Origin of the sequence: Azonexus sp., assembly GCF_030824335.1 — a bacterium.
GTDB lineage: Bacteria > Pseudomonadota > Gammaproteobacteria > Burkholderiales > Rhodocyclaceae > Azonexus.
On record NZ_JAVBXX010000033.1, the window covers coordinates 1 to 22,732 of the forward strand.

Sequence of the window (22,732 nt, forward strand, 5' to 3'; positions counted from 1 at the left end):
TGGTGGGCGGTGGGTTGATGCTCGCCTGGGGCATCAGTTGCGCCCTGTTCGATGCCCAGCGCTCTGGCAAGGGTCAGGTCATCGATGCCGCGATGTGCGAAGGGGCTGCCGTTCTGGCACACGGTTTGTTTAATCTTGATGCGCTGGGTGAATGGGAAGGACATTGCGCGATCGATTCGAGCGCCCCGTTTTACGATGTTTATCAGTGCCTGGATGGGTTGTGGATCAGTGTTTGTCCGCTTGAGCCCCAGTTCTACAAGACCTTTATCGATCGACTCGGCTTGGCCGGCGACCCTGACTTTGCTGGTCAGCAATACGATACGACGCGCTGGCCCGGCATGAAGTCGCGCCTGGTCGACATTTTCAAGGGGGCGCCGCGTGCCCATTGGGAGCGGCTGTTTGACGACACCGACGATTGTGTCTGGCCGGTGCTCTCAATGAAGGAGGCACCTTCACATCCGCACAATCAGGCACGAGAGGCGTTCGTCGACGTTGCAGGGGTGACGCAGCCGGCACCCGCACCACGACTTTCCCGCACACCGGCTGGTATTCAAAGCCCACCGCCATTGCTTGGCGAACATACCTTGGAGCGTCTGGCCGCGCTGGGCTTGGCCGATGAAGAGATTGCAAGATTGGTCGCTCTTGGTGCCGTTGCCGTGAGTTCGACGTAGTCTTGAGGCGTTCCGATTGCCCAAGGCAAATCGGAGAGCAGGATTTCAGTGGGGGTCGATGACGACCCGGTTGCGTCCGGCATGTTTTGCTTCATAGAGTGCGCGGTCGGCGCGCAGCAGCGCCATGCCGGCGTCGCTATCGCTGGCAGTCAGACTGGCAATGCCGATACTGACCGTGATGGATAGCGTTAGTTCTTCATGGGAAATTTCGCTCTGCGCAACGAGCACGCGTAAGCGTTCGGCAAAGTTGAAGGCAGCTTGCGGTTCGGTTTCTGGCAGCAGGATGGCAAATTCTTCACCGCCAATTCGCCCGGCACTGTCGATTTTGCGTATTTCCCCGGCCAGCACGGTGCCAAACTGATGCAGTACGGCATCGCCTGCCGCATGACCGTAGGCATCGTTGATTCGCTTGAAATGATCGAGGTCGAGCATCAATACGCTGCTCCGCGCCAATTCCTGCCGTTGTAGTCGGGCCTGCTGATCGCCCAATCGTGCCATGAAGGCACGACGGTTGAGCAAGCCGGTCAGCGCATCGGTGGAGGCTAGCGCCTGAACCTCGGCGAGGGCTTCTTCGGCCGCCTCAATCAGTGCATTGGCACTGTGGGCAAGCGATCCGATTTCATTGTTGGCATGGGCTGTGGGTACGCTGACTCGGTCGCCGCTGCCTGGCTTGATTGCGGCGAGCGATTCAGCCAGTTGGGCGACTGGTTTGCCGACCAGGTGGCGGGAAAAAAGCACGATCAGGAATGCCGTGATCAGTATGTGCAGAAGTAGCAGCACTGTCTGGTGCAGGGCATTGGTCGCAGCCTCGGCATGGATTGTCGCGTCGTTACGGAACAAGGTAATGCTACCGATGGCCTCGATGCCGTCGACCGGGGAAAAGAGGGGGTATTCGCTGACGCTGCCTTGCTGCTGCTCTGGACCCGGTAGCGTGCCGGCGCTGAATTTGGCAGGGTTTAATCCCGTAATCCGGATGGCAAGAATGCTTGGATTGGCATACAGTCCTTCAATAATGCCTTCGGCAATACTGGTATTTTCAGCATATACCGCTACTTCAGCCTGGGCTTGCACAGTCTTGACCAGTAGTTGCTCGAGAGATACGGCGTTTTGCAGCTCTTTCTCGAAAGCCAGTCGATAGGCGATACCACCCAACAGTACGGAAATGACCAGCAGGACCAAGCTGACGTAGAGGACCAGGCGATGCTGGATGCCGTGGCGATAGCGCATTATTTTCTGAGCGTCAGAATGGGGCGGACATCGTTGGTAACGGCCGCTGCATCAATGTAACCAATCGCCAGGCGGTTGTGCCTGACCGTTTCGACTACAGATTTGCTGTCGCTCAGCGGGATCGGTGGCTGGCTGTCGCCGCTGAATTGCAGGCGTGCCCAGTAAGCATTGACGCTACGCAGGCTCATGCCGTTAAGTTGGGCGAAGAAACGGCTGCGCAGATCGCTGTCGCGCGGTTGGTCGAGAATCAGGAAGCGCTCTGCACCATGGATGGCGCGGGTACGACCCAGATACAGGTCAGAAACATTCTGCTGATTCAACTCGGCAAGCGGACTATCAGGATTGACGATGATGACAATGTCGGCCCGGGCTGTTTGAGTCAGCAAGCCAAGTATCAAAATGAGTGGATACTTGAGGTGGCGCACGATCAAAATACGAAATCCAGACTGACGGTGACCAAATTCACCTTGCTGCTGCGGGTGTTGATTTCCGTATCCCGGAACCACAGGGCGTATCCCAGAGGATGGATGCGCGTGTGATCCCACTGCAGTTTCAGGGCGGCGCGGGAGTCGAAATCCCAGCGCGTGCCGAGCGACAGCGTTTCCTGGTCCAGTCGGGTGCTGTTGACGACACTGTAGGCAATGGCCTGGGTACTGCCCTGGTTGATTACGCTCCAGTCGGTGTTGCTGCTCAGTTTTGCTTTGTCTGGACGACTCGCGCTGAGTAACAGGTAGGGCGTAAAGTCACCCAGGCGACGTCCGATGGCTAGATAGGCCGTGCGACTGGATGGCGCGATGGTTCGGGAAGTGTTCGAATAACCGAACTCGGCCTGGCTTACCCATTGTCCGTCGTCATAGGCTGCACCCAAGGTGTAGTAGCGGATGGCGTTGCCCTTGAACGATGTTTCCCGGCGGAGCATCGCCGCTTCGCGGCTGATGCCAGCGATATTGAGGCCGGCAAGTTGATCGAGTCCTGCGTGCAGGCTAGCTAGCGGCGCGGCCTCGACAATGCTGCGGAAACCGGAGAGCCCTGCCTGGAGTCGCCAGGGGCCGGCCTGGTGTGACAACGACAGGCTCCATAGATTGTCGACCTTGAAGTTGAAGTCTCTGGTTCCCATCGGGATGTCAAAACCACTGCGACCAAATTGGCCGCGCAGGCGCCAGCGGGTATCGCCATAAAAAATGTCATGGCTCAGTTCGCCACCGTCGAAGGAAAAAATCGGAATCCAGCTATAAAATTCGCGTGGCGGGCGGACCCAGGGGTAGGCGTAGCCGAGATTGCGGTGATCGCTCATCAGGAAGGGTGCGTAGCCGATACGTCCCAAACGCAATGTGTTGCCGGAATTCAGTTGAAAATCGAGGTAGGCCAGATCGATTGAATTGTCGATGCTATGACTGATCTGGTCGCGGGCAACGGCTTGAATGACGCCTTCGATCTGCGGCGCGAAACGATAGGCCAGTTGCACGCCCAGTCGCGAGTCCAGCCGCCAGCTTGCATCCGTTTTCTGCAGATTGGCCGGGCGCTGGGTGATATCGCGAATTGCCGCCAGGTCTTTCCGGTCGTCCCAGCTATGGCTCAAAGAGCCGTAGCCAGAGATTCGCCATGGTGAAATCCCGCTATCTTGATCCTGTGCCCTGGCCGGCATTGTTCCGCAGATGAGCATTCCCAGGCTGAGGGCGAAAATCACGGCATGGCGGGAGAGGGCAGGCATCACGATCCTGGCTACTCAGCCCTTGCGACCGAACAGGCCGCGCACGGCTTCCTGAAGATCGGCTGGCAGCACGACGACCTTGGCATTGTCCTTCTCGCCCATGCGCTCCAACGCGGCGATGTATTTTTCGCCCAGCATGTAGGACATCGGGCCGGTCTGGTCGCCGATGGCTGCGCTGATGCGGCGGATCGCCTCGGCCGACGCTTCGGCCAGCATGACCTGGGAATTGGCGTCGCGTTTGGCCGATTCCAGCCGTGCTTCCGCTTCCAGAATGGCCGCTTGCTTGGCACCTTCAGCCCGGATGACGACGGCCTTGCGCTCGCGCTCTGCCGCAGCCTGCATCTCCATTGCCTTTTGCATCGACGGCGATGGCTTGATGTCCTGGATTTCGACCGATTTCACCGTCAGTCCCCAGTCGACCGCTTCGTCGGCAATGCTTTCGCGCAGCCGGGTCTTGATCTTGTCGCGCGAGGACAGCGCTGCGTCGAGTTCCATCTCGCCGACGATGGAGCGCAGCGTGGTCATGATCAGGTTGCGGATGGCTTCGGAAAAATCGGTGATGCCATAGACCGCCTTGACCGGGTCGGTGACCTTGATGAAGGCGATGGCGTTGGTCAGGATCACCGCATTGTCACGTGTAATGACTTCTTGCTCCTGCACATCAAGGATGATGTCCTTGGTGATCAACTGGTAGGCGATGCGGTCGATGTAGGGAATGACCACGTTGAGGCCGGGTTTCAGCGTGCCATGGTATTTACCCAGGCGCTCGACGATCCATTCCTCGCCTTGCGGCACGATGCGCACGCCCTTGGCAATTGTGACAGCGGCGAAGACGAGTAGTACAAGGCTGACGATCAATCCCTCTTCCATGATTTTTACTCCCGGTTTTTTACCACTTTGAGAAAACTGCCTTCGATGGCGGTGACACGGACACGCTCGCCCGCGTTGATCGCTTCATCGGCCAGGCAAACCCATTCTTCCGAGCCCAGCAACGGACGCTGAAAGCGCACTTTACCTTTGGCAAACGGGGCGATATTGCTGGTCAGTAAACCGATTTCGCCGATCACCTCGCCGTCGGCGCTGCCGCTGAGGGTCTTGGCGCGGCTACGCTTGAAAATACGGAACCAGAGGATGACCATGGCCAGTGAAGCGATGATCCACAAGCCGATTTGTGCGGTCGACGAGAGTTCAGGGGCAAAAAACACGATTCCCCCGACGAGCAGCGCGCCAAGTCCGAACCAGATGACAAAGAATGCCGGGATGGCCAGTTCGGCCAAAACCAGCAGGATGCCGACGACGAACCAGTGCCACCACTCGGGATGCATGTTGATCTCCATTGAGTTTCGAGTATTTCGGGTTTGCCAGACAGGGTCAAGGTGGATTTGTGGTTTTTACGGATTATTGCCGGTCGACCGCAGGATTAGAATTCGCGTATGGCGACCATTCTCCTGCTGCTTCCCGATTTTGCCCTGATTCTGCTCGGTGCGGCTATCCGGCGCTGGATGCACTTGGGCGACCATTTCTGGCAGGGGGTTGAGAAGCTGGTGTATTTCGTGCTGTTTCCGGCCTTGCTGATCAATGCCATCATTCGCACCCGGCTTGATCTTGCGGCTGCCTTGCCGTTACTGGCGACGGCTTTCGCGGCAATGCTTGGCGGCATGCTGCTCGCTCTGTTGCCCAAACTGTTTACCCGCATGCCGGCGCTGACTTACGCCTCGCTGTTTCAGTGTGGTTACCGCTTCAATTCGTACATTGCGCTGGCCGTCGCCGGCATGTTGTTCGGTGCACCGGGGATCGCGACAATGGGACTGATCGTCGGCGCGGCTGTCCCGTTGGCCAATTTCGCATCGGTCTGGATGCTGGCCCGTCACGGCGAAGTCGGCGTGTGGCGAGAGGTGGCCAAAAATCCGCTGATCTGGGGGACCACGGCGGGATTTGTCCTGAACCTGGCAGGCTTCATGCCGCCACTGCCGGTGCTGGCTTTTCTCGAACGCCTGGCTGATGCATCGATTGCCCTCGGCTTGATTACCGTCGGTGCAGCCTTGCGTTTGAGCGGTACAAGCGGGGTCCGGGCATTCTCCAGCTGGTTGCTGGCGGTCAAACTGTTTGCGTTGCCGTTGATTGCTATTGGTGTTGGAAAGCTGCTCGGACTGTCGGCCCTGAACTACCAGATTGTCGTGCTGTTTGCTGCGATGCCGACGGCTTCGTCCGCCTACATTCTTGCGATGCGTATGGGCGGCGATGGCAAGAGCGTGGCTTGGCTGATTTCGGCGAGTACGCTGGGGGCGATGATCACGCTGCCACTGTGGGCAGCGTGGCTGATCGGTTGATGGCCTATTTTTTTGCGGTCGACCGGCGATTCTTGGATTTTTCCGGCTCGCCCGTTTCTGCCTGGCTGGCAGCCGCGGCATCGGCGCTTTGCTGCATTTTTTCGCGCATCTGCTCCATCATCTGCCATGGCCACATGGCCGCTTCGAAACTATTCGGGGCTGCCTCTGCTACCGGTGCTTCCGGGGCTGCCGGGTCGCCCATTTTGCGGGCTGCTTCAGAGGCCATCTGACCCATGGTTTGTACGGTGTTGACCGTAGTGCGTTGCATCTCCAGGCCTTGAATCGTCATCTGCAGCATGGACAGATTCATGCGCAACCAGCCCTCGACGGCTTTCAGATCCTTGATCCGTTTGTCGAGCTCTTCCAGATCGAAGGTCGGTGCGACCATGCCGGGAAGCGAAAAGCCCATGTTGCCCCACATGTTGCGCATGAAATTGAGCGGATCGTTTGCTTGTTGTTCGGACATGTCTCTCTCCCTTGGTTTGGATGATTCGATCTTAAACCACTTTGCATGGTGAAATGATAAATTAGAGATGTTCATGATAAAGGAATCATAAATGCTCAAATTGCTGGTGGTAGAGGACCATGCGCTGGTTCGCGAAGGACTGGTCGGTTTGCTGGCCCAGGTTGAAGACGAGGTGAGCGTTTTCGATAGCGCAGATTTTGAAACGGCGCTCAGCGTGCTGGATAACGAAGGGGATTTCGATCTTGCCTTGCTCGATCTGGCGCTGCCCGGTATTGACGGTTTTGCTGGCCTGGATATCCTGCGCCGGCGCTACCCGGCCATGCCAGTGGTTGTGGTTTCAGCATTCGACGACACGCCGACGGTGACCCGGGTGATGAATCTCGGTGCGTCGGGTTTCATTCCCAAGGCACTCAATGGCGAAGGCTTGCTGCATGCGGTACGTGAGGTGCTGGCTGGCAATATCTATCGGCCCAGCAGTCAACCGCTGGCCCGCATGGATGACGCTACCCCGGTTCCGCCTTCCAGCGTCAGTGTTCTACCGGAAGAAATCGGCCTGACGGAACGTCAGGCACAAGTGCTCTGCCTGATGATGCGCGGCTTGTCGAATCGGGATATCGCCGATCAGCTTGATCTGTCCGAGGGAACGGTAAAAATTCACGTCACGGCGGTTTTCAAGGCTCTGGGTGTGAATAGCCGGACTCAAGCGCTGGTCACCGCTGCCCGTTACGGCATTGATTTCGCCAATGTCTTCTAACTGCTGCTCGAGTTTTGCCGCCGTAGCGAGGTTGACCGCAAGAGGGCGCGCAGGCGGGCTGGGCGGAGTGGCAGATTCAAGGCGTGGGCGTTTTCCGGCAGATCGCCTGAACGCGTGCTGTTGAGGATGATGAGCGGCATCCGGGGCAGGATTTCCGGGATGCTGTCCGCATCGCACAGGATGGCGGTATCGTCGGGCAGCTGTTCGGTTGAGTGGCGGTCACCATGGCTGCACTCGTAGTTCCAGGCCTCGACCAATTGTTTGCAGGCGGCCAGTTCTTCCGATGTGCCAATGAAATGAACGCGGCCAAGTTTTGTGGTTTGTTGGATGACGGCATGGGTATCTGCCTGCCCGCGGGGGACCAGCAGACCGAAGGTGGTGCCATGGCTGATTTGTGACGCCAGGGATACTTCAATATGCAGTCCCCGGGCCAGTCGTTCGACAATGGACAGCCCCAGCCCCAGTCCCCCATCCAGTTCCCGGGCCGTATTGGCGACCTGGAAAAACTCGGCAAAGATCGCAGCCCGGTTTTCACGGGCGATCCCGATGCCGTTATCGCGTACTTCGATGCGGGTTTTTTCCCCTTGCCGGCGGGCGCCAACCAGAATGCTGCCGCCGGCAGGCGTGTAGCGTATGGCATTTGAAATCAGGTTGCCGATCATGCGCTCAAGGAGTCTGGGGTCGGTTTTCAGATATTCCCGTGTCGGGTGAAAACGCAGACGCAATTGGTGTGCGTCGGCCTGGCGATGGAAGGCGTCATGCAGACGCTTAAAGACGGATGCCAGCGGAAATGTCTGGATATCCGGTTTGATCCCGTCGATGTCGAGTCGTGAAATGTCGAGCAGGGCGTTGAGCATTTCGCCTAGTGTCTGGGTTGAGGCATTGATCTGTTCGGCGATCCGCGGGACTTCGCGCAGCCGCCCAGCGTGTGCCTGGCGCAGTAAATCGGTGGTGAATAGCGAAAGCGCGTGCAGAGGCTGGCGCAAATCGTGACTGGCTGCCGCCAGGAAGCGACTTTTCGCTGCGTTGGCCCGTTCGGCCGCATCCTTCTCGCAGGCCAGGGCGGCGGTAGCTTCATGCACCCGGGTTTCCAGTTGATCCCGGTTTTCGGCCAGGGCTTCGGCCATCGAGCGCAGTTCGATCAATTGGAGGCGCATCATTCGGGCGCCAAACAGCAGGATCAAGCAGAGCAGTATCCCCAGCGTGCCGATCTCCAGAAGGCGGTTTTTCCAGTTGGCCATTGCCACATCCTGCGGAATGAGGGCGAGCAGGCGGAGTTCGGGAAAGCCTGGCACCGGGGATGCGGCAATCAGCAGGCCGTTGCCCCGAGCCTGGCCATGGTCCGGAATCAGGTCGGCGGCCCGGCCATCGAACAGGATTTTTCCGGCCGGCTGGCCGAGCATCGAAGAGTGGTGGCTTAGATCGGTCGGGCGGCAAGAGGCGATGATCTCGCCGCGACTATTGGTGAGGACCGCGTCGAAATCGTCGGACAGGCGGTTGGCCCAGCAGAAGTCCTGCATGTAGGCCGGCTCGATGGAGGCGAAGGCAACGCCGGTAAAGCGATTGTCGGTACTGCTGAGTCGCCGGGCAATGGCGTAGCTGTACTGCCCCGAATTGCGCCCGATGTACGGGCCGAAAGTCGTACGCTGAGCGCCTTTCTCCAACGTAACGAAATACGGACGATCGCGTACGTTGATCTGGGGAGGAGGGAAATAGGTTGAAACGAAGCGCTGTCGTCCCTGTGCGTCGAAAATGATCAGGTCACGCAGTTGTGGCATCGCCCGCGAGTGGCGCTGGGCGATGTATTCCCAGCCGCGGACGTCGGTCCATTCATTCCAGTCGGTACGATTGCCGGAAAGGTCTGTCGAAATTTCGTTGATCAGCAGGTCGACGGCTTCAAAAGAGCGGGCAGTGTGTTCTGCCATCATGACCGAGAACTGCTGCAAACGTTTTTCGCCGCTCTCCAGGTCGCGTTGGTAGGACAGGGTGAGGTCGGCCAGCACGACGAATAAAACGGTCAAGGTGCTGGCCAGCGCAACAATCAGGGCGAGCTTTTCCGGCTTGCGGTTGATCATCGCAGGTCAGAGACGATAGCAGTACAGCGGGCGCGGTGGCATGCAGGCAACTTCGATGACCCGGGTCGGTGCCACGCCGGGGATAGGAAAACTGTTGCTGATGAAAAAGCTGCCCGGACGCATTTCGGCCTGGGCTTTTTTCCATAGTTCGGGCATTGGCACTGGCGAGAGAAAGGCGTAGACCACGTCGAATTCGTGCAGTGGCATGCGCCACAAGTCTTCCCAGCGCCAATCCAGATTGTTTCTGCCCAGCCCATGGAGTTTTCCGGTCAACCAGGTCAGCGGGGCATTTTCGACGCCGGTGAAATGGCGTTCCGGCCAACGGTCGGCGAGCGGGATTACCGTGCTGCCGACGCCGGCACCCAGATCGAGAAAGCGTTGCGCTTCGAGTTCGCCGAGCAGTTCGTCCAGCGCATCGACCGTCTCCCGATTGGACAGGTAGAGCGGTATTTGTCCGGTCAACGCGCCGCGATAGACCAGTAGCAACAGGATGAAGGCCAACAGGAACCAGCCGGGGTCGATGGCCAGACTGTGCGTCAGCCAGATCAGCGGCATGAACAGCGCGTGGATCACGCGCCACCACCAGGGTTGACGCGACAGGGTGGCGAGGGCCAAGGCAACTGCGCCGATGCTCAGGCTGGTTTCCAGCCAGGGCATGGCGTCGCTTTGCCAGCCGAAGTAAGGCCAGGCCAGTGACAGGACGAGAATGACGGCGGCGCCTTGCAGGGCCAGTTGTCGGGTTGGGGTCGAAGACATGGGCGGGATTATGCCATTGCGGCGTCATTCGGCCGATCTCCTGAGCTGGAATTGGTACGCTCCAGTGGATTCAGGATTCGAGTTTTTGCCGCCAAAGCCTGCGCTGCGCTTGCACGGCGTCCGCACTGGCCCGCCGTAGCGGACCGAAGCCGCGCACCGTCGACGGCCAGTCGGCCAGTAACCGCCGCTCGGCTTGTGCGTTACTTGATCCGGCCGTCTCGATCAGCAAGGCAAGGTCGGCTTCGTAATCGCTCAGCATGTTGCGGTCGACTGCCCTGTCTTCGCCGAAACGGAAGGGATCAAGCCAACTGCCGCGCAGACCACGGGCCTTGGCCAGCAGCTTGAGGAGCGGCCACAGCCAGGCGCCAAAGCGCATTTTCTTCGGCCGTCCATCCGGGCCGGGACGAGCCAGGCCGGGCGGGGCGAAATGGAAAGTCAGGGCATAGTCGCCGGTGAAAGTCGCTGCCAGCTGTTTGGCGAAATTGCCTTCGGTGTACAGTCGGGCGACTTCGTATTCGTCCTTGGGCGCCAGCAGGCGTGCGTACTGGGTGGCGACGCTGCGGCTCAGCGCCTCGTCGCCGAGCGCACGGATAGCGCTCACGCGCTGGCGATAACGTTCGCCCAGCGCCGCGTTCTGATAGTCCGTCAGGTGCGCAATGCGCCGGGCAATCAAATCGTCCAGTGTCTGCGGTGATGTTGCCGCGGCATCGGGCAAAACTGAAAACTTTTCCGGATCGACGGCGACCCGGCGGCCCCACAAAAATGCCTGTTGATTGGCGTCGACCGCAGCAGCATTCAGTACGATGGCCTGATCGATGGCGTTGGCCGAAATCGGCACCAGCCCTTTTTGCCAGGCGTAACCGAGGAGCAACAGATTGGCGTAAATCGCGTCGCCCATCAGGCGGCTGGCCAGCGCCTGGGCATCGATGAAGTCGATCGCCGTTTTGCCCAGCGTGTCGATCAGCCGTTGCTGCATGGCGTCCGCGGGGAACTGCCAGTCGCGGTTGCGCGTGAATTCCGCCGTGGGCGTAGCGCTGCTGCTGATCACTGCCCGCGTGTGGCCGGCCAGCATTTTTGCCAATGCCTCACTGCCCGAACTGACGACCAGATCGCCGCCGAGAATGGCATGCGCTTCGCCGGTGGCGATGCGTGCCGCGTGAATGTCTTCCGGCCGGTCGGCGATGCGCAGATGGGAAAAAACCGCGCCAAACTTTTGGGCCAGCCCGGTCATGTCCAGTGCCGATACGCCCTTGCCGTCGAGATGGGCCGCCATGCCGATCAAGGCGCCGAGCGTGATGACGCCGGTGCCGCCAACGCCGGTGAGCAAGAGGTTGTACGGTTGGCGGGTTGCGGGAAGGCAAGGCTCGGGCAAGTGCGCTGAAGCCGTTTCGTCCGGCGTGTTGTCGTCTGTCGCCAGCGGCGCGCCCGACTTCAGTCGGCCGCCTTCGACGCTGACGAAGCTCGGACAGAAGCCTTTGACGCAGGAAAAATCCTGATTGCAGGACGACTGGTCGATCCGGCGTTTGGTGCCGAGCGCCGTTTCGACCGGCGTGATGGATAGGCAGTTGGATTGTACGGAGCAATCGCCGCAGCCTTCGCAGACCGCTTCGTTGATGAATATGCGCCGGGTAACGGGCGGCAGCTTGCCACGTTTGCGCCGCCGCCGTGCCTCGGTCGCGCAGACCTGATCGTAGATGAGTACCGAAACGCCAGGATGTTCGCGCAGTTCGCGTTGCACGGCATCCAGCTCGTCGCGGTGGCGGACTGGCACGTTGGGCGCGAGGTCGGTGATCTGGCGGTATTTCTCCGGCTCGGCGGCTACGATGATAATGCGCGCCACGCCCTCAGCGGCTAGCTGGCGAGTCATTCTGGCGACGCTCAATGTGCCGTCGACCGGCTGGCCACCCGTCATCGCCACGGCATCGTTGTAGAGAATCTTGTAGGTGATGCCCGGCTGTTTCTTGCCGTCGAGCGGGGCGAGCGGGAAGGCGCTGAGCGCCTGACGGATGGCGAGCAGGCCGGAATGAAAATAGGTGCCGTCGCCGAGGTTGGCGAAGATATGGGTTTCGTTGGTGAACGGAGCTTGACCGATCCAGGGAACGCCTTCGCCGCCCATGTGCGTGAAGGTCGAGGTGTGTCGATCCATCCAGGTCACCATGTAATGGCAACCGATGCCGGCGACGGCGCGCGATCCTTCGGGTACGCGGGTGGAGGTGTTGTGCGGGCAACCGGAACAGAAGTGCGGTTTGCGCTCGGCCAGAACCATTGTCGGCAGTGTCGTCCGCTGTTTGGCCTCAAGCAGTTGCAGCCGGGCATGAATGGCCGGTGAGGTAAAGAATCGCCCGATGCGTTCGGCGATGACGCGGGCGATCTGGGCGACCGAAAGCTCCCCGGCAGCGGGGAGCAGCCAGTCGCTGTGGGCCAGGTAGCCACCGGCCTCCGGTGTTACGGTCCACTCGCCTTTTTCGTCAAATTTGCCGACGACGCGCGGCCGGACGTCATCCCGCCAGTTGTAGAGTTCCTCTTTCAACTGGTATTCGAGCAGTTGGCGTTTTTCCTCGACGACGAGGATTTCTTCCAGTCCTTGGGCAAAGTGACGGACGCCTTCCGGCTCCAGCGGCCAGACCATGCCGACCTTGTACAAACGGATGCCGATCTGTGCGGCCAGTGCGTCGTCGATGCCGAGTTCATCCAGCGCCTGGCGCACGTCGAGATAGCTTTTACCTGCGCTGAGAATACCGAGACGCGGGCTGGGCGAATCGATGACCAGTCGGTCGAGCCGATTGGCCCGGCAATACGCCAGCGCGGCGTAAAGCTTGGTGTTGAGCAGGCGGGCTTCCTGGGCCAGCGGCGGGTCGGGCCAGCGAATGTTGAGTCCGTCTTCGGGCAGGGTGAAATCGTCCGGTAAAACGATGTTGACCGCAGCCGGATCGATAGTCACCGAGGCGGAAGTTTCAACGGTATCGGCCAGCGCCTTGAAGGCCACCCAGCAGCCGGAGTAACGGCTCATCGACCAGCCGTGCAGGCCGAAATCGAGATATTCCTGAACATTGGCCGGGTAGAGCACCGGCATCATGACCGCCTTGAACACATGCTCGGTTTGATGCGGCAAGGTCGATGACTTGGCGGCGTGGTCGTCGCCGGCAATGACCAGGACGCCGCCGAATCTGGCCGAGCCGGCGGCGTTGGCATGGCGGAATACGTCGCCGCACCGGTCTACGCCCGGCCCCTTGCCGTACCACAGGCCGAATACGCCATCGTACTTTGCGCCGGGAAACAGGCCGACTTGCTGGCTGCCCCAGACGGCGGTGGCGGCCAGGTCTTCGTTGATGCCCGGCTGGAATACGACGTGGTGTTCTGCCAGGTGTTGTCTGGCTTTCCACAGCCCGAGATCGAGATTGCCCAGCGGACTGCCCCGATAGCCGGAAATGAAGCCGGCGGTATTGAGCCCGGCGGCAAGGTCGCGTTCGCGTTGCAGCATGGGCAGGCGGATCAGCGCCTGGGTGCCGGTCAGGTAAACCCGGCCGCTGTGTCGTGTATACCGGTCGTCCAGCGCGTCGGCCACCGTTGGTGGCAGGAGGGGGGCACCCATGATGTGTCTCCGTTTAACGCCTTGTGGGCGTTTTTACGCATCGTGCACGCCGGGATGTCGGCGCGCCGTGTTTTCTGATTCGAGTGTGCATCAGGCCATGCGTTCCAGCAAGCGCCGGCTATTTTTCAGGACATTTAGGTGTTTTCTGTTATTGACGTGTACCGTATGCATGCGCAGAATCAGACTGTTCGATTTTGCCACCCCCTTCAGATCAGGAGATATACCAATGCAAGCAAAGCTTTCTGTAGTTGCCCTCTCCGTTGTTGCAGCTTTTGCCCTTTCCGCCTGTGGCGAAAAGGAAGCGCCGCCGGCGCCCGTTGCCGCCCCGGTTGTGCCGGCCGCCAAGCCGGAGATTGTGGTCAAGCTCGGTCACGTCGCCCCGATGACCGGCCCGCAAGCCCATTTGGGCAAAGACAACGAGAGCGCTGCTATTCTGGCTATCGAGGAACTGAATTCGCAGGCTCTGGAAATCGGTGGTGCCAAGGTCAAGTTCGAGTTGCTGGCAGAAGATGACCAGGCTGATCCGAAGCAGGGCACGATCGTTGCCCAGAAATTGGTCGATGCGAAGGTCAATGGCGTGGTTGGTCACCTGAATTCCGGTACCACCATCCCGGCATCCAAACTGTATTTCGATGCCGGCCTGCCGCAGGTTTCGCCGTCGGCGACCAATCCGAAATACACGCAGCAGGGTTTCACGACGGCTTTCCGCGTGATGGCCAACGATGTGCAGCAGGGCAAGGTGCTGGGTGAGTTCGCTGCCAAGCAAGGCGTCAAGACCGTGGCCATCGTTGATGACCGCACGGCATATGGTCAAGGTCTGGCGGACGAATTCCGCAAGTCCGCCGAAGCCAATGGTATCAAGGTGGTGGCTGACGAATACACCAATGACAAGGCGACCGATTTCAAGGCCATCCTGACCAAGATCAAGTCCAAGAAGGCCGATCTGGTCTTCTTCGGCGGCATGGATGCCCAGGGTGGCCCGCTGGCCAAGCAGATGAAGGAGCTGGGCTTGAAGGCCAAGTTCCTCGGCGGCGATGGCGTTTGTACACCGGAATTCATGAAGCTGGGCGGGCCGGCCACGGAAGGCCAGTTCTGTTCGCTGCCGGGGGTTCCGTTGGAACAACTGGCCAAAGGACCGGAGTTCAAGAGCAAGTTCACCGCCAAGTTCGGCTATGAAATCCAGCTCTATGCGCCGAACGTCTACGATGCCGTGATGGTCATCGCCGACTCCATGAAGCGTGCCAACTCCGTCGAGCCGGCCAAGTACCTGCCGGAAATCGGCAAGACCAACATGGAAGGCGTCAGCGGCAAGATCGAGTTCGACGAATTCGGCGACCTGAAGGGTGGTGCCATCTCCATCTACAAGTACCAGGGCGGTACGCTGGCTTATGTCGAGACGCTGGGTGGCAGCCCGGTTGCCGAGGCCGTCGCTGAAGTGAAGGATGCGGCTCAGGCCGTCGCCGGCGCAGCAACGGCAGTCGGTGCCGATGCCGTGAAGAGCGGTGCCGAGGCAGTCAAGACCGGCGCAGAAGCCGTCAAGGGCGCGGCCGATACGGTCAAGGCAGCAGTCGAGAAGAAGTAAGTTAATTGAACTGCTGACAGAAACGGCACCGCGAGGTGCCGTTTCCTTATCTTGCGGTCAACGGATTCAAAATGGATATTTTCCTGCAGCAAATCATCAACGGTCTGGTCCAGGGCAGCATCTACGCACTGGTCGCGTTGGGCTACACCATGGTCTACGGCATCATGGGACTGATCAACTTCGCCCATGGCGAAGTGGTCATGATCGGTACCCTGGTCAGCATCACCGTGACCAGTACCCTGGCCGCAGCCGGCGTACCGCTCGGGCTGGCCGGTTTGGGCGGCCTGATTGCCGCCATGCTGGTTTGCATGGCGCTCGGCTGGAGCCTGGAGCGCATCGCCTACCGGCCCTTGCGCGGCTCGCCGCGCCTGACGCCGCTGATTACCGCCATCGGTATGTCCATCGTGCTGCAAAATCTGGCGATGATCATCTGGGGGCGCAATTACCTGACCTTCCCGCCCTTGCTGCCGAAGGTCAATTTCGAATTCGCCGGCGCCCATTTCACGCTGGTCCAGGTCGCCATCGTGCTGCTCTCGGCTGCGATGATGGGCGGTCTGGTATTCCTCGTCTATCGCACCAAGCTCGGCATGGCGATGCGCGCCACGGCACAGAATCCGGCGGTGGCCAGCTTGCTCGGCGTTAACACCAACCGGGTCATTGCCGCTGCCTTTGTTGTCGGTTCGGCGCTGGCGGCCGTAGCCGGAGTGATGGTCGGCAGCTATTACGAAATCGCCCACTACCAGATGGGTTTCATGCTCGGCCTGAAAGCCTTCACGGCAGCGGTGCTCGGCGGTATCGGCAACCTGGCCGGCGCGATGGCCGGCGGTGTGTTGCTCGGCATCATTGAAGCGCTGGGCGCCGGTTATATCGGCGATTTCACCGGCGGTTTTCTCGGCAGTCACTACCAGGATATTTTTGCTTTTGTCGTGTTGATCATCGTGCTGATGTTCAAGCCGTCGGGTTTGTTCGGCGAAAAAACGGGAGACCGCGCATGATGCACGCCCCGCTACTCACCAATACTTCGTTGGCTGCGCCACCCGCTTCCTTGCCGTGCAGCAGCACTGTCTCGTCAGCGGTCGGCTTGCCGCCTCGTCTTGCCTTCGCATCGGAGCATGCATGAAAAACTGGCTTTCTCCGCGGTCGACCGCAGGAATTGCGCTGATTACCATTGCGCTGGTCGCGCTGCCCTTTGTGGTTGGTATGGGCGGTCAGGCTTGGGTGCGCATTCTCAATTTCGCCATCCTCTACGTATTTCTGGCGCTCGGTTTGAACATCGTCGTCGGCTTTGCCGGTCTGCTCGATCTGGGTTACATCGCGTTCTATGCGGTCGGCGCCTACACCTGGGCCTTGCTGGCCAGTCCGCACTTCGGCCTGCATTTTCCGATCTGGGCCATCTTGCCGATCGGTGCGCTGATGGCCTGCGTGTTCGGGGTGCTGCTCGGTTCGCCGACGCTGAAGCTTCGGGGCGATTATCTGGCCATCGTCACGCTGGGCTTTGGCGAGATCGTGCGTATTTTCCTGAATAACCTGAATTCGCCGGTCAATATCACCAACGGGCCGCAGGGGATCACGCTGATCGATCCGGTGACGATCGGCAGTTTCAAATTTGCCGGGACCAGCCAGATTTTCGGCTTTGCGGTCAGTGGACCGCAGAAATACTATTTCCTGCTGGTTGCGCTGGCGATTCTCGTCATCATCATCAACCTGCGCCTGCAGCATTCACGCATTGGCCGGGCCTGGCAGGCAATCCGCGAGGACGAGATCGCTGCCAAGGCGGTTGGTATCAACACGCGCAACATCAAGTTGCTGGCCTTTGCCATGGGCGCCAGTTTTGGCGGCATTGCCGGCGGCATCTTCTCGGCCATGCAGGGTTTCGTTTCGCCGGAGAGCTTCTCGCTGATCGAGTCGATCATGGTGCTGGCGATGGTCGTGCTCGGCGGCATGGGCCATATTCCCGGCGTCATTCTCGGTGCCGTGCTGCTGACCTTCCTGCCGGAAGTCTTGCGCTACGCCGTGGTGCCGGTGCAGATGAGCCTGTTCGGCAAGGTTTTGGTCGATCCGGAAAGCCTGCGCATGCTGGTCTTCGGGCTGGCCCTGGTCCTCGTCATGCGCTTCAAGCCGGCCGGTCTGTGGCCGGCACCGGAGCGTAGTCGGGAACAAACACAGAAAGCTTGTGTGGCTGTGACCCAGACAACGGCGGAGGCGGTCAAATGAGCGATGTTCTTCTCGCGGCAAATGCCGTGGCCAAGCACTTCGGTGGGGTCAAAGCTCTGCGCGATGTCTCGCTGAGCATCCGGCGTGGCGAAATTTATGGCCTGATCGGGCCGAACGGGGCTGGCAAGACGACTTTTTTCAACTGCATGACCGGCTTGTACATTCCGGATGGCGGCGGTTTTGTCTTTGACGGCCAACCGCTCAAGGCCGATGCGCCGCATCAGGCGGCTGAACGCGGCATTGCCCGGACCTTCCAGAATATTCGTCTGTTCGGCAACATGACGGCGCTGGAAAACGTCATGGTCGGGCGCCATGTGCGCACCGCTGCCGGGGTGGTCGGTGCCATGCTGCAGAGCAAGGCGACGCGCGCCGAGGAGGCGGCCATCCGGCAGAAGGCGATGGAGTTGCTGCATTACGTGCGCATCGAAGATCGCGCCGACGATCTGGCCAAGAATCTCTCCTATGGCGACCAGCGTCGGCTGGAAATCGCCCGCGCCCTGGCTACCGAGCCGAAACTTCTGTGCCTGGACGAGCCGGCGGCCGGCATGAATGCCACCGAGACTGGCGAGTTGCGGGCGCTGATCGAAGGCATTCGCCAGGACGGCACGACGGTCTTGCTGATCGAGCATGACGTCAAGCTGGTCATGGGCTTGTGCGACCGCGTTGCGGTACTGGATTACGGGGCGCTGGTCATCGAAGATGTGCCGGCTGTCGTGCAAAAAGATCAACGTGTGATTGAGGCTTATCTAGGTGCTTGAAGTAACCGGACTCCACGTCGCTTATGGCGGCATCCAGGCGGTGCGCAGCATCACCTTCCATGTGAACGAAGGCGAGACGGTCGCCCTGATCGGTGCCAACGGCGCCGGCAAGACGACGACGCTGAAAGCGATTTCGCGCATGATCAACGCGGTTGGCGGCGATGTGCATTTCTGCGGCGAAAAAATCGGCCGTATCGCACCGCATGAAATCATCCGCAAGGGTATTGCGCTGGTCCCGGAAGGGCGCGGCATGCTTCCCCGGATGTCGGTACTCGAGAATCTGCGCATGGGCGCTTACGTGCGCGATGACAAGGCTGGGATCGCAGCCGATCTTGAACGCATGTATGGCTATTTCCCGCGCCTGAAGGAGCGGGAAGACCAGTTGGCCGGTACGCTTTCCGGTGGCGAGCAGCAAATGCTGGCGATCGGCCGGGCGCTGATGAGCCGGCCAAAATTGTTGCTGCTCGACGAGCCGTCGATGGGGTTGGCGCCGATCATGGTGCAGAAAATCTTCGAGGTCATCCGCAACGTGGCCGCCGATGGCATGACCATTCTGTTGATCGAACAGAATGCCAGGTTGGCACTGGAATCCAGTCAGCGCGCCTATGTCATGGAAAGCGGGGAAATCACGCTGAATGGCGAGTCGACTGCACTATTGCATGATCCCAAGGTGCGGGCCGCCTATCTCGGCGAATAACCCACGGGTTTGGTCGGGAAAGCGCATGCTTGTCAGCTTCGGGCAACAAATCGTGCTGCAGTGCATCAAAAATGACGCTTGCGGGTTGTCCGCGTCATTGCGCTGAGACAAAATCGACCCGGCGGTTATTTAGCTGTCAATTTCATCCCTGTTTGTCGAGAAAACACGCCTGTCGGCACCAAGCCCTATGACCCACGCCCTTGCTTACGAGCGCATCACCGCGCTGCATGCGATCACGGCCGATCATCAGTTGGTCATGGACGAAAAACTCCAGGCGCTTCTCGAACTGGGGCGACAGACCTTTGAACTGGAAATCGGTTGCATTGCCCGGATTGTCGATAAGGTTTATGAAATCGTTGCGGCGGCATCCGCCGGGCCGGAGTTGCAATCCGGGGCGCGCCTGGCCCTTGATCAAACCTATTGCAATGTGACGATTGCCTCCGCCAACCCGGTTGGCTTCGATCAGGCGACGGGTTCGGCGTGGGAACAGCATCCGTGTTTTGGTAAATCTCATCTGGAAGCTTATCTGGGTGCCCGTATCCTGGTCGATGGGGTGCCTTGGGGTACTGTCAGTTTTGCCAGTCTGCAGGGGGCTGACCATCCGCATCCGGAAGAGGATTTCCTGTTTCTCAAGCTGATGGCGCAATGGATCGGCCACGAACTGGAGCGGAGCATCCACAATGAACGCTTGATGGCGCTCAATGAGTGGCGCAAGGCGTTGCTCGACAGCGCCAATCTGGCAATTATCGCGACCGATACCAATGGGCTGATCGTCAGCTTCAATCAGGCCGCTGAGCGCATGCTGGATTATCCGGCGGCGGAATTGGTTGGTTTGTGTACGCCGGAAAAGATCCACGACAGGAACGAAGTACTTGCCCGTGCGCGCAGTCTGGCTGAGGAGTTGGGCGAGCCGGTCGAGCCAGGTTTCGAGGTTTTCGTCGCCAAGGCGCGGCGCGGGATCGCCGAAGAGCGCGAATGGACTTTCATTCGCCGGGATGGGGGAAGAATCCCGGTTCTCCTCTCGGTCAGCTCGGTGAAGGACGAGGCAGGAGCCTTGCAGGGTTTTCTCGGAATGGCGGTGGACATTTCCCAGCGCAAGGCGCTGGAGGTCCAAGCGGCGATTGCTCGTGCCAACGAAATGAGCCAGAGCATCGTCAGTGCGATTGCCGAAGGCGTGATCGGGATCGAGGATGTGCCGCCGCATCGTGTGCGCTTTCTCAATCCAGCGGCAGAAGCGTTGCTTGGCTTGAAGGCGTGCGAGGCAATCAGCCAGCCGGTCCAGGAGGTTTTCAGTTGTTTGTCGCCGGAAACCGGGCAGAGCGAAGAGTTGCCAGACCGTCTGGCGCATGCTCAAGCCTTCGAGGCAATGCTGTTGTCGCGTGGGCGGGAGCAAGCTTTTCCGGCGCAGTTCGTGTCGTCGCCTACATGCGACGAGAGCGGGCTCATTGTCCTGACCATTCAGGATGTGACCAGCCGTCGAGTGGCGGATGAGCAATTGCGCTTGGCCGAGGAGGTCTTCGAATACAGTCCGGAGGCGATCCTGGTCGCTGACGGCGATGGCACGATTCTCCGGGTCAACCCGGCGTTTACGCTGATTACCGGGTATTTGCCGGAAGACGCCATTGGCCAGAATCCGCGCATTCTTCGCTCAGATCGTCATGATGCGGATTTCTATCATGAGATGTGGCGCTGCCTGCTTGAGGAAGATCATTGGCATGGAGAAATCTGGGACCAACGCAAAAACGGCGAGATTTATCCGAAGTGGTTGTGTATCAATGCCGTGCGTCTGCCGCACGGAAATACCCGCTATGTTGCGCTGTTCGCCGATATTTCCGAGCGCAAGGCTCACGAGGAGAGAATCGATTATCTGGCGCGCCACGATGCCTTGACCGGGCTGCCCAATCGTCGCTTGCTCGAGGACCGGATGGGCAAATTGTTGGCCACGGCCCGTCGTGGCGATCATGGCGTAGCTTTGTTGCTGATCGACCTGGATCGCTTCAAGCAGGTCAATGACAGTCTCGGTCATCAGGTCGGCGACCAGTTGCTGGTCGAGGTGGCGCGGCGCCTCAACGCTTGTGTGCGTGGTGGCGATACCGTCGCCCGATTGGGCGGGGACGAGTTCGTCGTGTTGTTGGCCGGTATAGCCGATCCGCGCGACATTGTGCCGGTAGCGGAAAAAATTCGCGCCGCACTGGCGCGCCCGGTAACGGTGGGCATGCATTGTTTGCATACCTCGCCGAGTATCGGGATCAGTCTTTATCCTGGGGATAGCGGCGATCTTGATGGCCTGCTGCAGGCCGCCGATATCGCCATGTATCAAGTCAAGGCTGCCGGGCGCAACGCCTGGATGTTCTTTGAAGCCCGGATGAATGACGAAGTACGGGCGCGGCACCGTCTGGAAAGGGACATGCGGCTGGCCTTGGAGCGTAAAGAGTTCCAGTTGCACTACCAGCCACAGTTCGAGGTTGGTGGTGGCCGGGTCATTGGCTGGGAAGCCTTGCTGCGTTGGCAACACCCAGAACACGGTTGGATCGAGCCTTGCGATTTCATCCCGGTCGCCGAGGAAATCGGGCTGATTCTGCCGCTGGGCGAGTGGGTGCTCGAAGCCGCCTGTCGCGAGGCCGTTCGCTGGACGCATCAGCGCCAGGGGAATGAGCGGGTGGCAGTTAACGTATCGCCGCGGCAACTCGAACAGGCCGCCTTGGTCGAAATCGTGACCCGCGTGTTGAGCGATACGGGGCTGGCGCCGCACAGGCTGGAACTGGAGTTGACCGAGAGTGCCTTGATGACGAATACCCCGCGGGTGCAGCAAACCCTGCGCGGCCTGAAAGATTTGGGTGTGTATCTGACGCTTGATGATTTTGGCACGGGTTATTCATCCCTGACTTACCTGAGTACGTTCGCGGTTGATCGTTTGAAAATTGATCGTTCCTTCCTGCTCGAAATGGAAAGCAAGCCGAATAACGGCGCGATTGTCCTTGCCGTGCTGGCCCTGGCCAAAGCGCTGGGCCTGGAGGTCGTGGCGGAAGGCGTGGAAACCTGTGAGCAACTGGCTTTCTTGATGGATGGCGGCTGCGAAAAAGCGCAGGGATTTCTTTACAGCCGTCCGATACCGGCAGGTGCCGTCGCCAGTTTCATCCCCGGCATGCAATAACCCTGATTGCGAAATAGTTAGCTTTACGACGCATTCTCATCTACTGTGGTGGCGGATGCGACGCGTTTCGAGAAGCGCCGGTACTCTCCATTCATGGGGGACTGACCGATGAAAAAGAACACAAAGACCCGGTGTGCGCAAAATAATCGACGCGGCGAAATATTGGTTGCTGCTGCGGCACTGTTTCGTGACAAAGGATTTGGTGCCTCAACCATTCGCGATATCACCAATACGGTGGGCATCGCTTCCGGTTCCACCTTTTGCCATTTCAAGAGCAAGCGTGAAATTCTCGATGCCATTGCCATCGAGGGCATGCGTCAGGTGCTGCTCGGTGCCGAGGCGCTGGAACGGCGCAGAATGACGCCGGAGGAGCGCTTGCGTACCTTGATGCGGCAGCATGTCGGATTCTTGCACGATGCGCCGACGCGGGATTTTGTCACGGTGCTGCTCTATGAATCCCGTGAGTTGTCGGATGCGGCGCGAGCCGAAGTCATGGTGCTGATGGAGCGCTACGAAACCATCTGGAAAAATTGCTTGCGTCGATTGGCGCCTGCTGCCAAAGGCGGAATCAAGGAGTCTTTGCTACACCGCTTGCTGTTTGGTGCGCTGAACTGGACGGTGCATTGGTATTCGCCAGGTGCGGATCTGCCGCCGGAGCGGCTGGCCGAGGAACTGGCTGAACTCGTTCTGCCGGGGATGAAAGATGGCTCTGGTAAGGCGCTTTCCTGAGGTCTTAGTCGCTGCT

General features: G+C 59.6%; 20 protein-coding genes. 11 read left to right on the forward strand and 9 right to left on the reverse strand.

Annotation, left to right across the window (positions count from 1 at the left end; translation table 11 throughout):
* Nucleotides 1-671: CoA transferase (locus RCI20_RS15380; protein WP_306607025.1), on the forward strand; the 671-nt coding region annotated here is incomplete at its 5' end.
* A 45-nt stretch (nucleotides 672-716) separates the two neighbouring features.
* On the opposite strand, the gene RCI20_RS15385 is transcribed toward RCI20_RS15380, so the two are convergent.
* The 5 genes from RCI20_RS15385 to RCI20_RS15405 are packed head-to-tail and all read right to left on the reverse strand — an operon-like array spanning nucleotide 717 to nucleotide 4,946.
* Nucleotides 717-1,898, reverse strand: coding sequence for a GGDEF domain-containing protein (locus RCI20_RS15385; RefSeq protein ID WP_306607028.1), 1,182 nt, complete (start codon nucleotides 1,896-1,898; stop codon nucleotides 717-719).
* On the reverse strand, nucleotides 1,898-2,284 hold the full coding sequence (locus RCI20_RS15390) for a hypothetical protein (protein WP_306607030.1): 387 nt from the start codon (nucleotides 2,282-2,284) through the stop codon (nucleotides 1,898-1,900). Before RCI20_RS15390 ends, RCI20_RS15385 begins: the two co-directional genes overlap by 1 nt.
* Nucleotides 2,285-2,325: 41 nt before the next feature.
* Nucleotides 2,326-3,609 (reverse strand): hypothetical protein, encoded by a 1,284-nt coding sequence (locus RCI20_RS15395; RefSeq protein ID WP_306607032.1) that lies wholly within the window; start codon nucleotides 3,607-3,609, stop codon nucleotides 2,326-2,328.
* A gap of 15 nt (nucleotides 3,610-3,624) precedes the next feature.
* Nucleotides 3,625-4,479 carry an SPFH domain-containing protein gene (locus RCI20_RS15400; protein ID WP_306607034.1) on the reverse strand — a complete coding sequence of 285 codons (855 nt, stop codon included), beginning with the start codon at nucleotides 4,477-4,479 and terminating at the stop codon, nucleotides 3,625-3,627.
* Between the two features lie 5 nt (nucleotides 4,480-4,484).
* The gene (locus tag RCI20_RS15405) at nucleotides 4,485-4,946 is read right to left on the reverse strand and encodes an NfeD family protein (protein WP_306607036.1); all 462 of its coding nucleotides are present in this window, start codon (nucleotides 4,944-4,946) and stop codon (nucleotides 4,485-4,487) included.
* A gap of 96 nt (nucleotides 4,947-5,042) precedes the next feature.
* On the opposite strand from RCI20_RS15405, the gene RCI20_RS15410 reads away from it, so the two are divergent.
* The gene (locus RCI20_RS15410) at nucleotides 5,043-5,939 is read left to right on the forward strand and encodes an AEC family transporter (RefSeq protein WP_306607038.1); all 897 of its coding nucleotides are present in this window, start codon (nucleotides 5,043-5,045) and stop codon (nucleotides 5,937-5,939) included.
* Nucleotides 5,940-5,943: 4 nt separating this feature from the next.
* Here RCI20_RS15410 and RCI20_RS15415 read toward each other — a convergent pair whose 3' ends face one another.
* A complete protein-coding gene (locus RCI20_RS15415; protein WP_306607040.1) occupies nucleotides 5,944-6,405 on the reverse strand; it encodes a PhaM family polyhydroxyalkanoate granule multifunctional regulatory protein in 462 nt (153 codons plus the stop codon).
* Nucleotides 6,406-6,496: 91 nt separating this feature from the next.
* Here RCI20_RS15415 and RCI20_RS15420 point away from each other — a divergent pair, with 91 nt between their 5' ends.
* Nucleotides 6,497-7,159, forward strand: coding sequence for a response regulator transcription factor (locus tag RCI20_RS15420; protein ID WP_306607042.1), 663 nt, complete (start codon nucleotides 6,497-6,499; stop codon nucleotides 7,157-7,159).
* Here the strand turns inward: RCI20_RS15420 and RCI20_RS15425 are convergent.
* The 3 genes from RCI20_RS15425 to RCI20_RS15435 form a co-directional block, all read right to left on the reverse strand.
* Nucleotides 7,156-9,234: an ATP-binding protein gene (locus RCI20_RS15425; RefSeq protein WP_306607044.1), complete on the reverse strand. Its 2,079-nt coding sequence runs from the start codon at nucleotides 9,232-9,234 to the stop codon at nucleotides 7,156-7,158. The two genes, RCI20_RS15420 and RCI20_RS15425, sit on opposite strands and share 4 nt — an antisense overlap.
* Nucleotides 9,235-9,240: 6 nt before the next feature.
* Nucleotides 9,241-9,990 carry a class I SAM-dependent methyltransferase gene (locus RCI20_RS15430; protein ID WP_306607046.1) on the reverse strand — a complete coding sequence of 250 codons (750 nt, stop codon included), beginning with the start codon at nucleotides 9,988-9,990 and terminating at the stop codon, nucleotides 9,241-9,243.
* Between the two features lie 70 nt (nucleotides 9,991-10,060).
* Complete coding sequence (locus RCI20_RS15435; protein ID WP_306607048.1) at nucleotides 10,061-13,582, reverse strand: indolepyruvate ferredoxin oxidoreductase family protein; 3,522 nt, start codon at nucleotides 13,580-13,582, stop codon at nucleotides 10,061-10,063.
* Between the two features lie 226 nt (nucleotides 13,583-13,808).
* Between RCI20_RS15435 and RCI20_RS15440 the strand changes: the two genes are divergently transcribed.
* The 8 genes from RCI20_RS15440 to RCI20_RS15475 all read left to right on the forward strand — a co-directional run bounded on the left by RCI20_RS15440 (nucleotide 13,809) and on the right by RCI20_RS15475 (nucleotide 22,716).
* Nucleotides 13,809-15,164, forward strand: coding sequence for a branched-chain amino acid ABC transporter substrate-binding protein (locus tag RCI20_RS15440; RefSeq protein WP_306607050.1), 1,356 nt, complete (start codon nucleotides 13,809-13,811; stop codon nucleotides 15,162-15,164).
* A 71-nt stretch (nucleotides 15,165-15,235) separates the two neighbouring features.
* The gene (locus RCI20_RS15445) at nucleotides 15,236-16,159 is read left to right on the forward strand and encodes a branched-chain amino acid ABC transporter permease (RefSeq protein ID WP_306607051.1); all 924 of its coding nucleotides are present in this window, start codon (nucleotides 15,236-15,238) and stop codon (nucleotides 16,157-16,159) included.
* Nucleotides 16,156-16,284, forward strand: a complete 129-nt coding sequence (locus tag RCI20_RS15450; RefSeq protein WP_306607053.1) for a hypothetical protein — start codon at nucleotides 16,156-16,158, stop codon at nucleotides 16,282-16,284. Before RCI20_RS15445 ends, RCI20_RS15450 begins: the two co-directional genes overlap by 4 nt.
* Entirely contained in the window at nucleotides 16,281-17,378 is a 1,098-nt protein-coding gene (locus tag RCI20_RS15455; protein WP_306607055.1) for an ABC transporter ATP-binding protein, read from the forward strand. The genes RCI20_RS15450 and RCI20_RS15455 overlap by 4 nt, the downstream gene beginning before the upstream one ends.
* A complete protein-coding gene (locus RCI20_RS15460) occupies nucleotides 17,375-18,136 on the forward strand; it encodes an ABC transporter ATP-binding protein (RefSeq protein WP_306607058.1) in 762 nt (253 codons plus the stop codon). The genes RCI20_RS15455 and RCI20_RS15460 overlap by 4 nt, the downstream gene beginning before the upstream one ends.
* Nucleotides 18,129-18,833, forward strand: a complete 705-nt coding sequence (locus tag RCI20_RS15465; RefSeq protein ID WP_306607060.1) for an ABC transporter ATP-binding protein — start codon at nucleotides 18,129-18,131, stop codon at nucleotides 18,831-18,833. Before RCI20_RS15460 ends, RCI20_RS15465 begins: the two co-directional genes overlap by 8 nt.
* Before the next feature lie 187 nt (nucleotides 18,834-19,020).
* Nucleotides 19,021-21,987 carry an EAL domain-containing protein gene (locus tag RCI20_RS15470; protein ID WP_306607062.1) on the forward strand — a complete coding sequence of 989 codons (2,967 nt, stop codon included), beginning with the start codon at nucleotides 19,021-19,023 and terminating at the stop codon, nucleotides 21,985-21,987.
* A 108-nt stretch (nucleotides 21,988-22,095) separates the two neighbouring features.
* A complete protein-coding gene (locus tag RCI20_RS15475) occupies nucleotides 22,096-22,716 on the forward strand; it encodes a TetR/AcrR family transcriptional regulator (protein ID WP_306607064.1) in 621 nt (206 codons plus the stop codon).
* Nucleotides 22,717-22,732 lie beyond the last annotated feature (16 nt).

What these genes read in the sequence shown, in the direction of transcription:
- RCI20_RS15405 (WP_306607036.1), bottom strand. Translation starts at nt 4,946, where the DNA reads ATGGAGATCAACATGCATCCCGAGTGGTGGCACTGGTTCGTCGTCGGC.
- RCI20_RS15450 (WP_306607053.1), top strand. Translation starts at nt 16,156, where the DNA reads ATGATGCACGCCCCGCTACTCACCAATACTTCGTTGGCTGCGCCACCC.
- RCI20_RS15455 (WP_306607055.1), top strand. Translation starts at nt 16,281, where the DNA reads ATGAAAAACTGGCTTTCTCCGCGGTCGACCGCAGGAATTGCGCTGATT.
- RCI20_RS15470 (WP_306607062.1), top strand. Translation starts at nt 19,021, where the DNA reads ATGACCCACGCCCTTGCTTACGAGCGCATCACCGCGCTGCATGCGATC.
- RCI20_RS15385 (WP_306607028.1), bottom strand. Translation starts at nt 1,898, where the DNA reads ATGCGCTATCGCCACGGCATCCAGCATCGCCTGGTCCTCTACGTCAGC.
- RCI20_RS15460 (WP_306607058.1), top strand. Translation starts at nt 17,375, where the DNA reads ATGAGCGATGTTCTTCTCGCGGCAAATGCCGTGGCCAAGCACTTCGGT.
- RCI20_RS15475 (WP_306607064.1), top strand. Translation starts at nt 22,096, where the DNA reads ATGAAAAAGAACACAAAGACCCGGTGTGCGCAAAATAATCGACGCGGC.
- RCI20_RS15415 (WP_306607040.1), bottom strand. Translation starts at nt 6,405, where the DNA reads ATGTCCGAACAACAAGCAAACGATCCGCTCAATTTCATGCGCAACATG.
- RCI20_RS15420 (WP_306607042.1), top strand. Translation starts at nt 6,497, where the DNA reads ATGCTCAAATTGCTGGTGGTAGAGGACCATGCGCTGGTTCGCGAAGGA.
- RCI20_RS15445 (WP_306607051.1), top strand. Translation starts at nt 15,236, where the DNA reads ATGGATATTTTCCTGCAGCAAATCATCAACGGTCTGGTCCAGGGCAGC.
- RCI20_RS15395 (WP_306607032.1), bottom strand. Translation starts at nt 3,609, where the DNA reads ATGCCTGCCCTCTCCCGCCATGCCGTGATTTTCGCCCTCAGCCTGGGA.
- RCI20_RS15440 (WP_306607050.1), top strand. Translation starts at nt 13,809, where the DNA reads ATGCAAGCAAAGCTTTCTGTAGTTGCCCTCTCCGTTGTTGCAGCTTTT.
- RCI20_RS15435 (WP_306607048.1), bottom strand. Translation starts at nt 13,582, where the DNA reads ATGGGTGCCCCCCTCCTGCCACCAACGGTGGCCGACGCGCTGGACGAC.
- RCI20_RS15430 (WP_306607046.1), bottom strand. Translation starts at nt 9,990, where the DNA reads ATGTCTTCGACCCCAACCCGACAACTGGCCCTGCAAGGCGCCGCCGTC.
- RCI20_RS15400 (WP_306607034.1), bottom strand. Translation starts at nt 4,479, where the DNA reads ATGGAAGAGGGATTGATCGTCAGCCTTGTACTACTCGTCTTCGCCGCT.
- RCI20_RS15425 (WP_306607044.1), bottom strand. Translation starts at nt 9,234, where the DNA reads ATGATCAACCGCAAGCCGGAAAAGCTCGCCCTGATTGTTGCGCTGGCC.
- RCI20_RS15410 (WP_306607038.1), top strand. Translation starts at nt 5,043, where the DNA reads ATGGCGACCATTCTCCTGCTGCTTCCCGATTTTGCCCTGATTCTGCTC.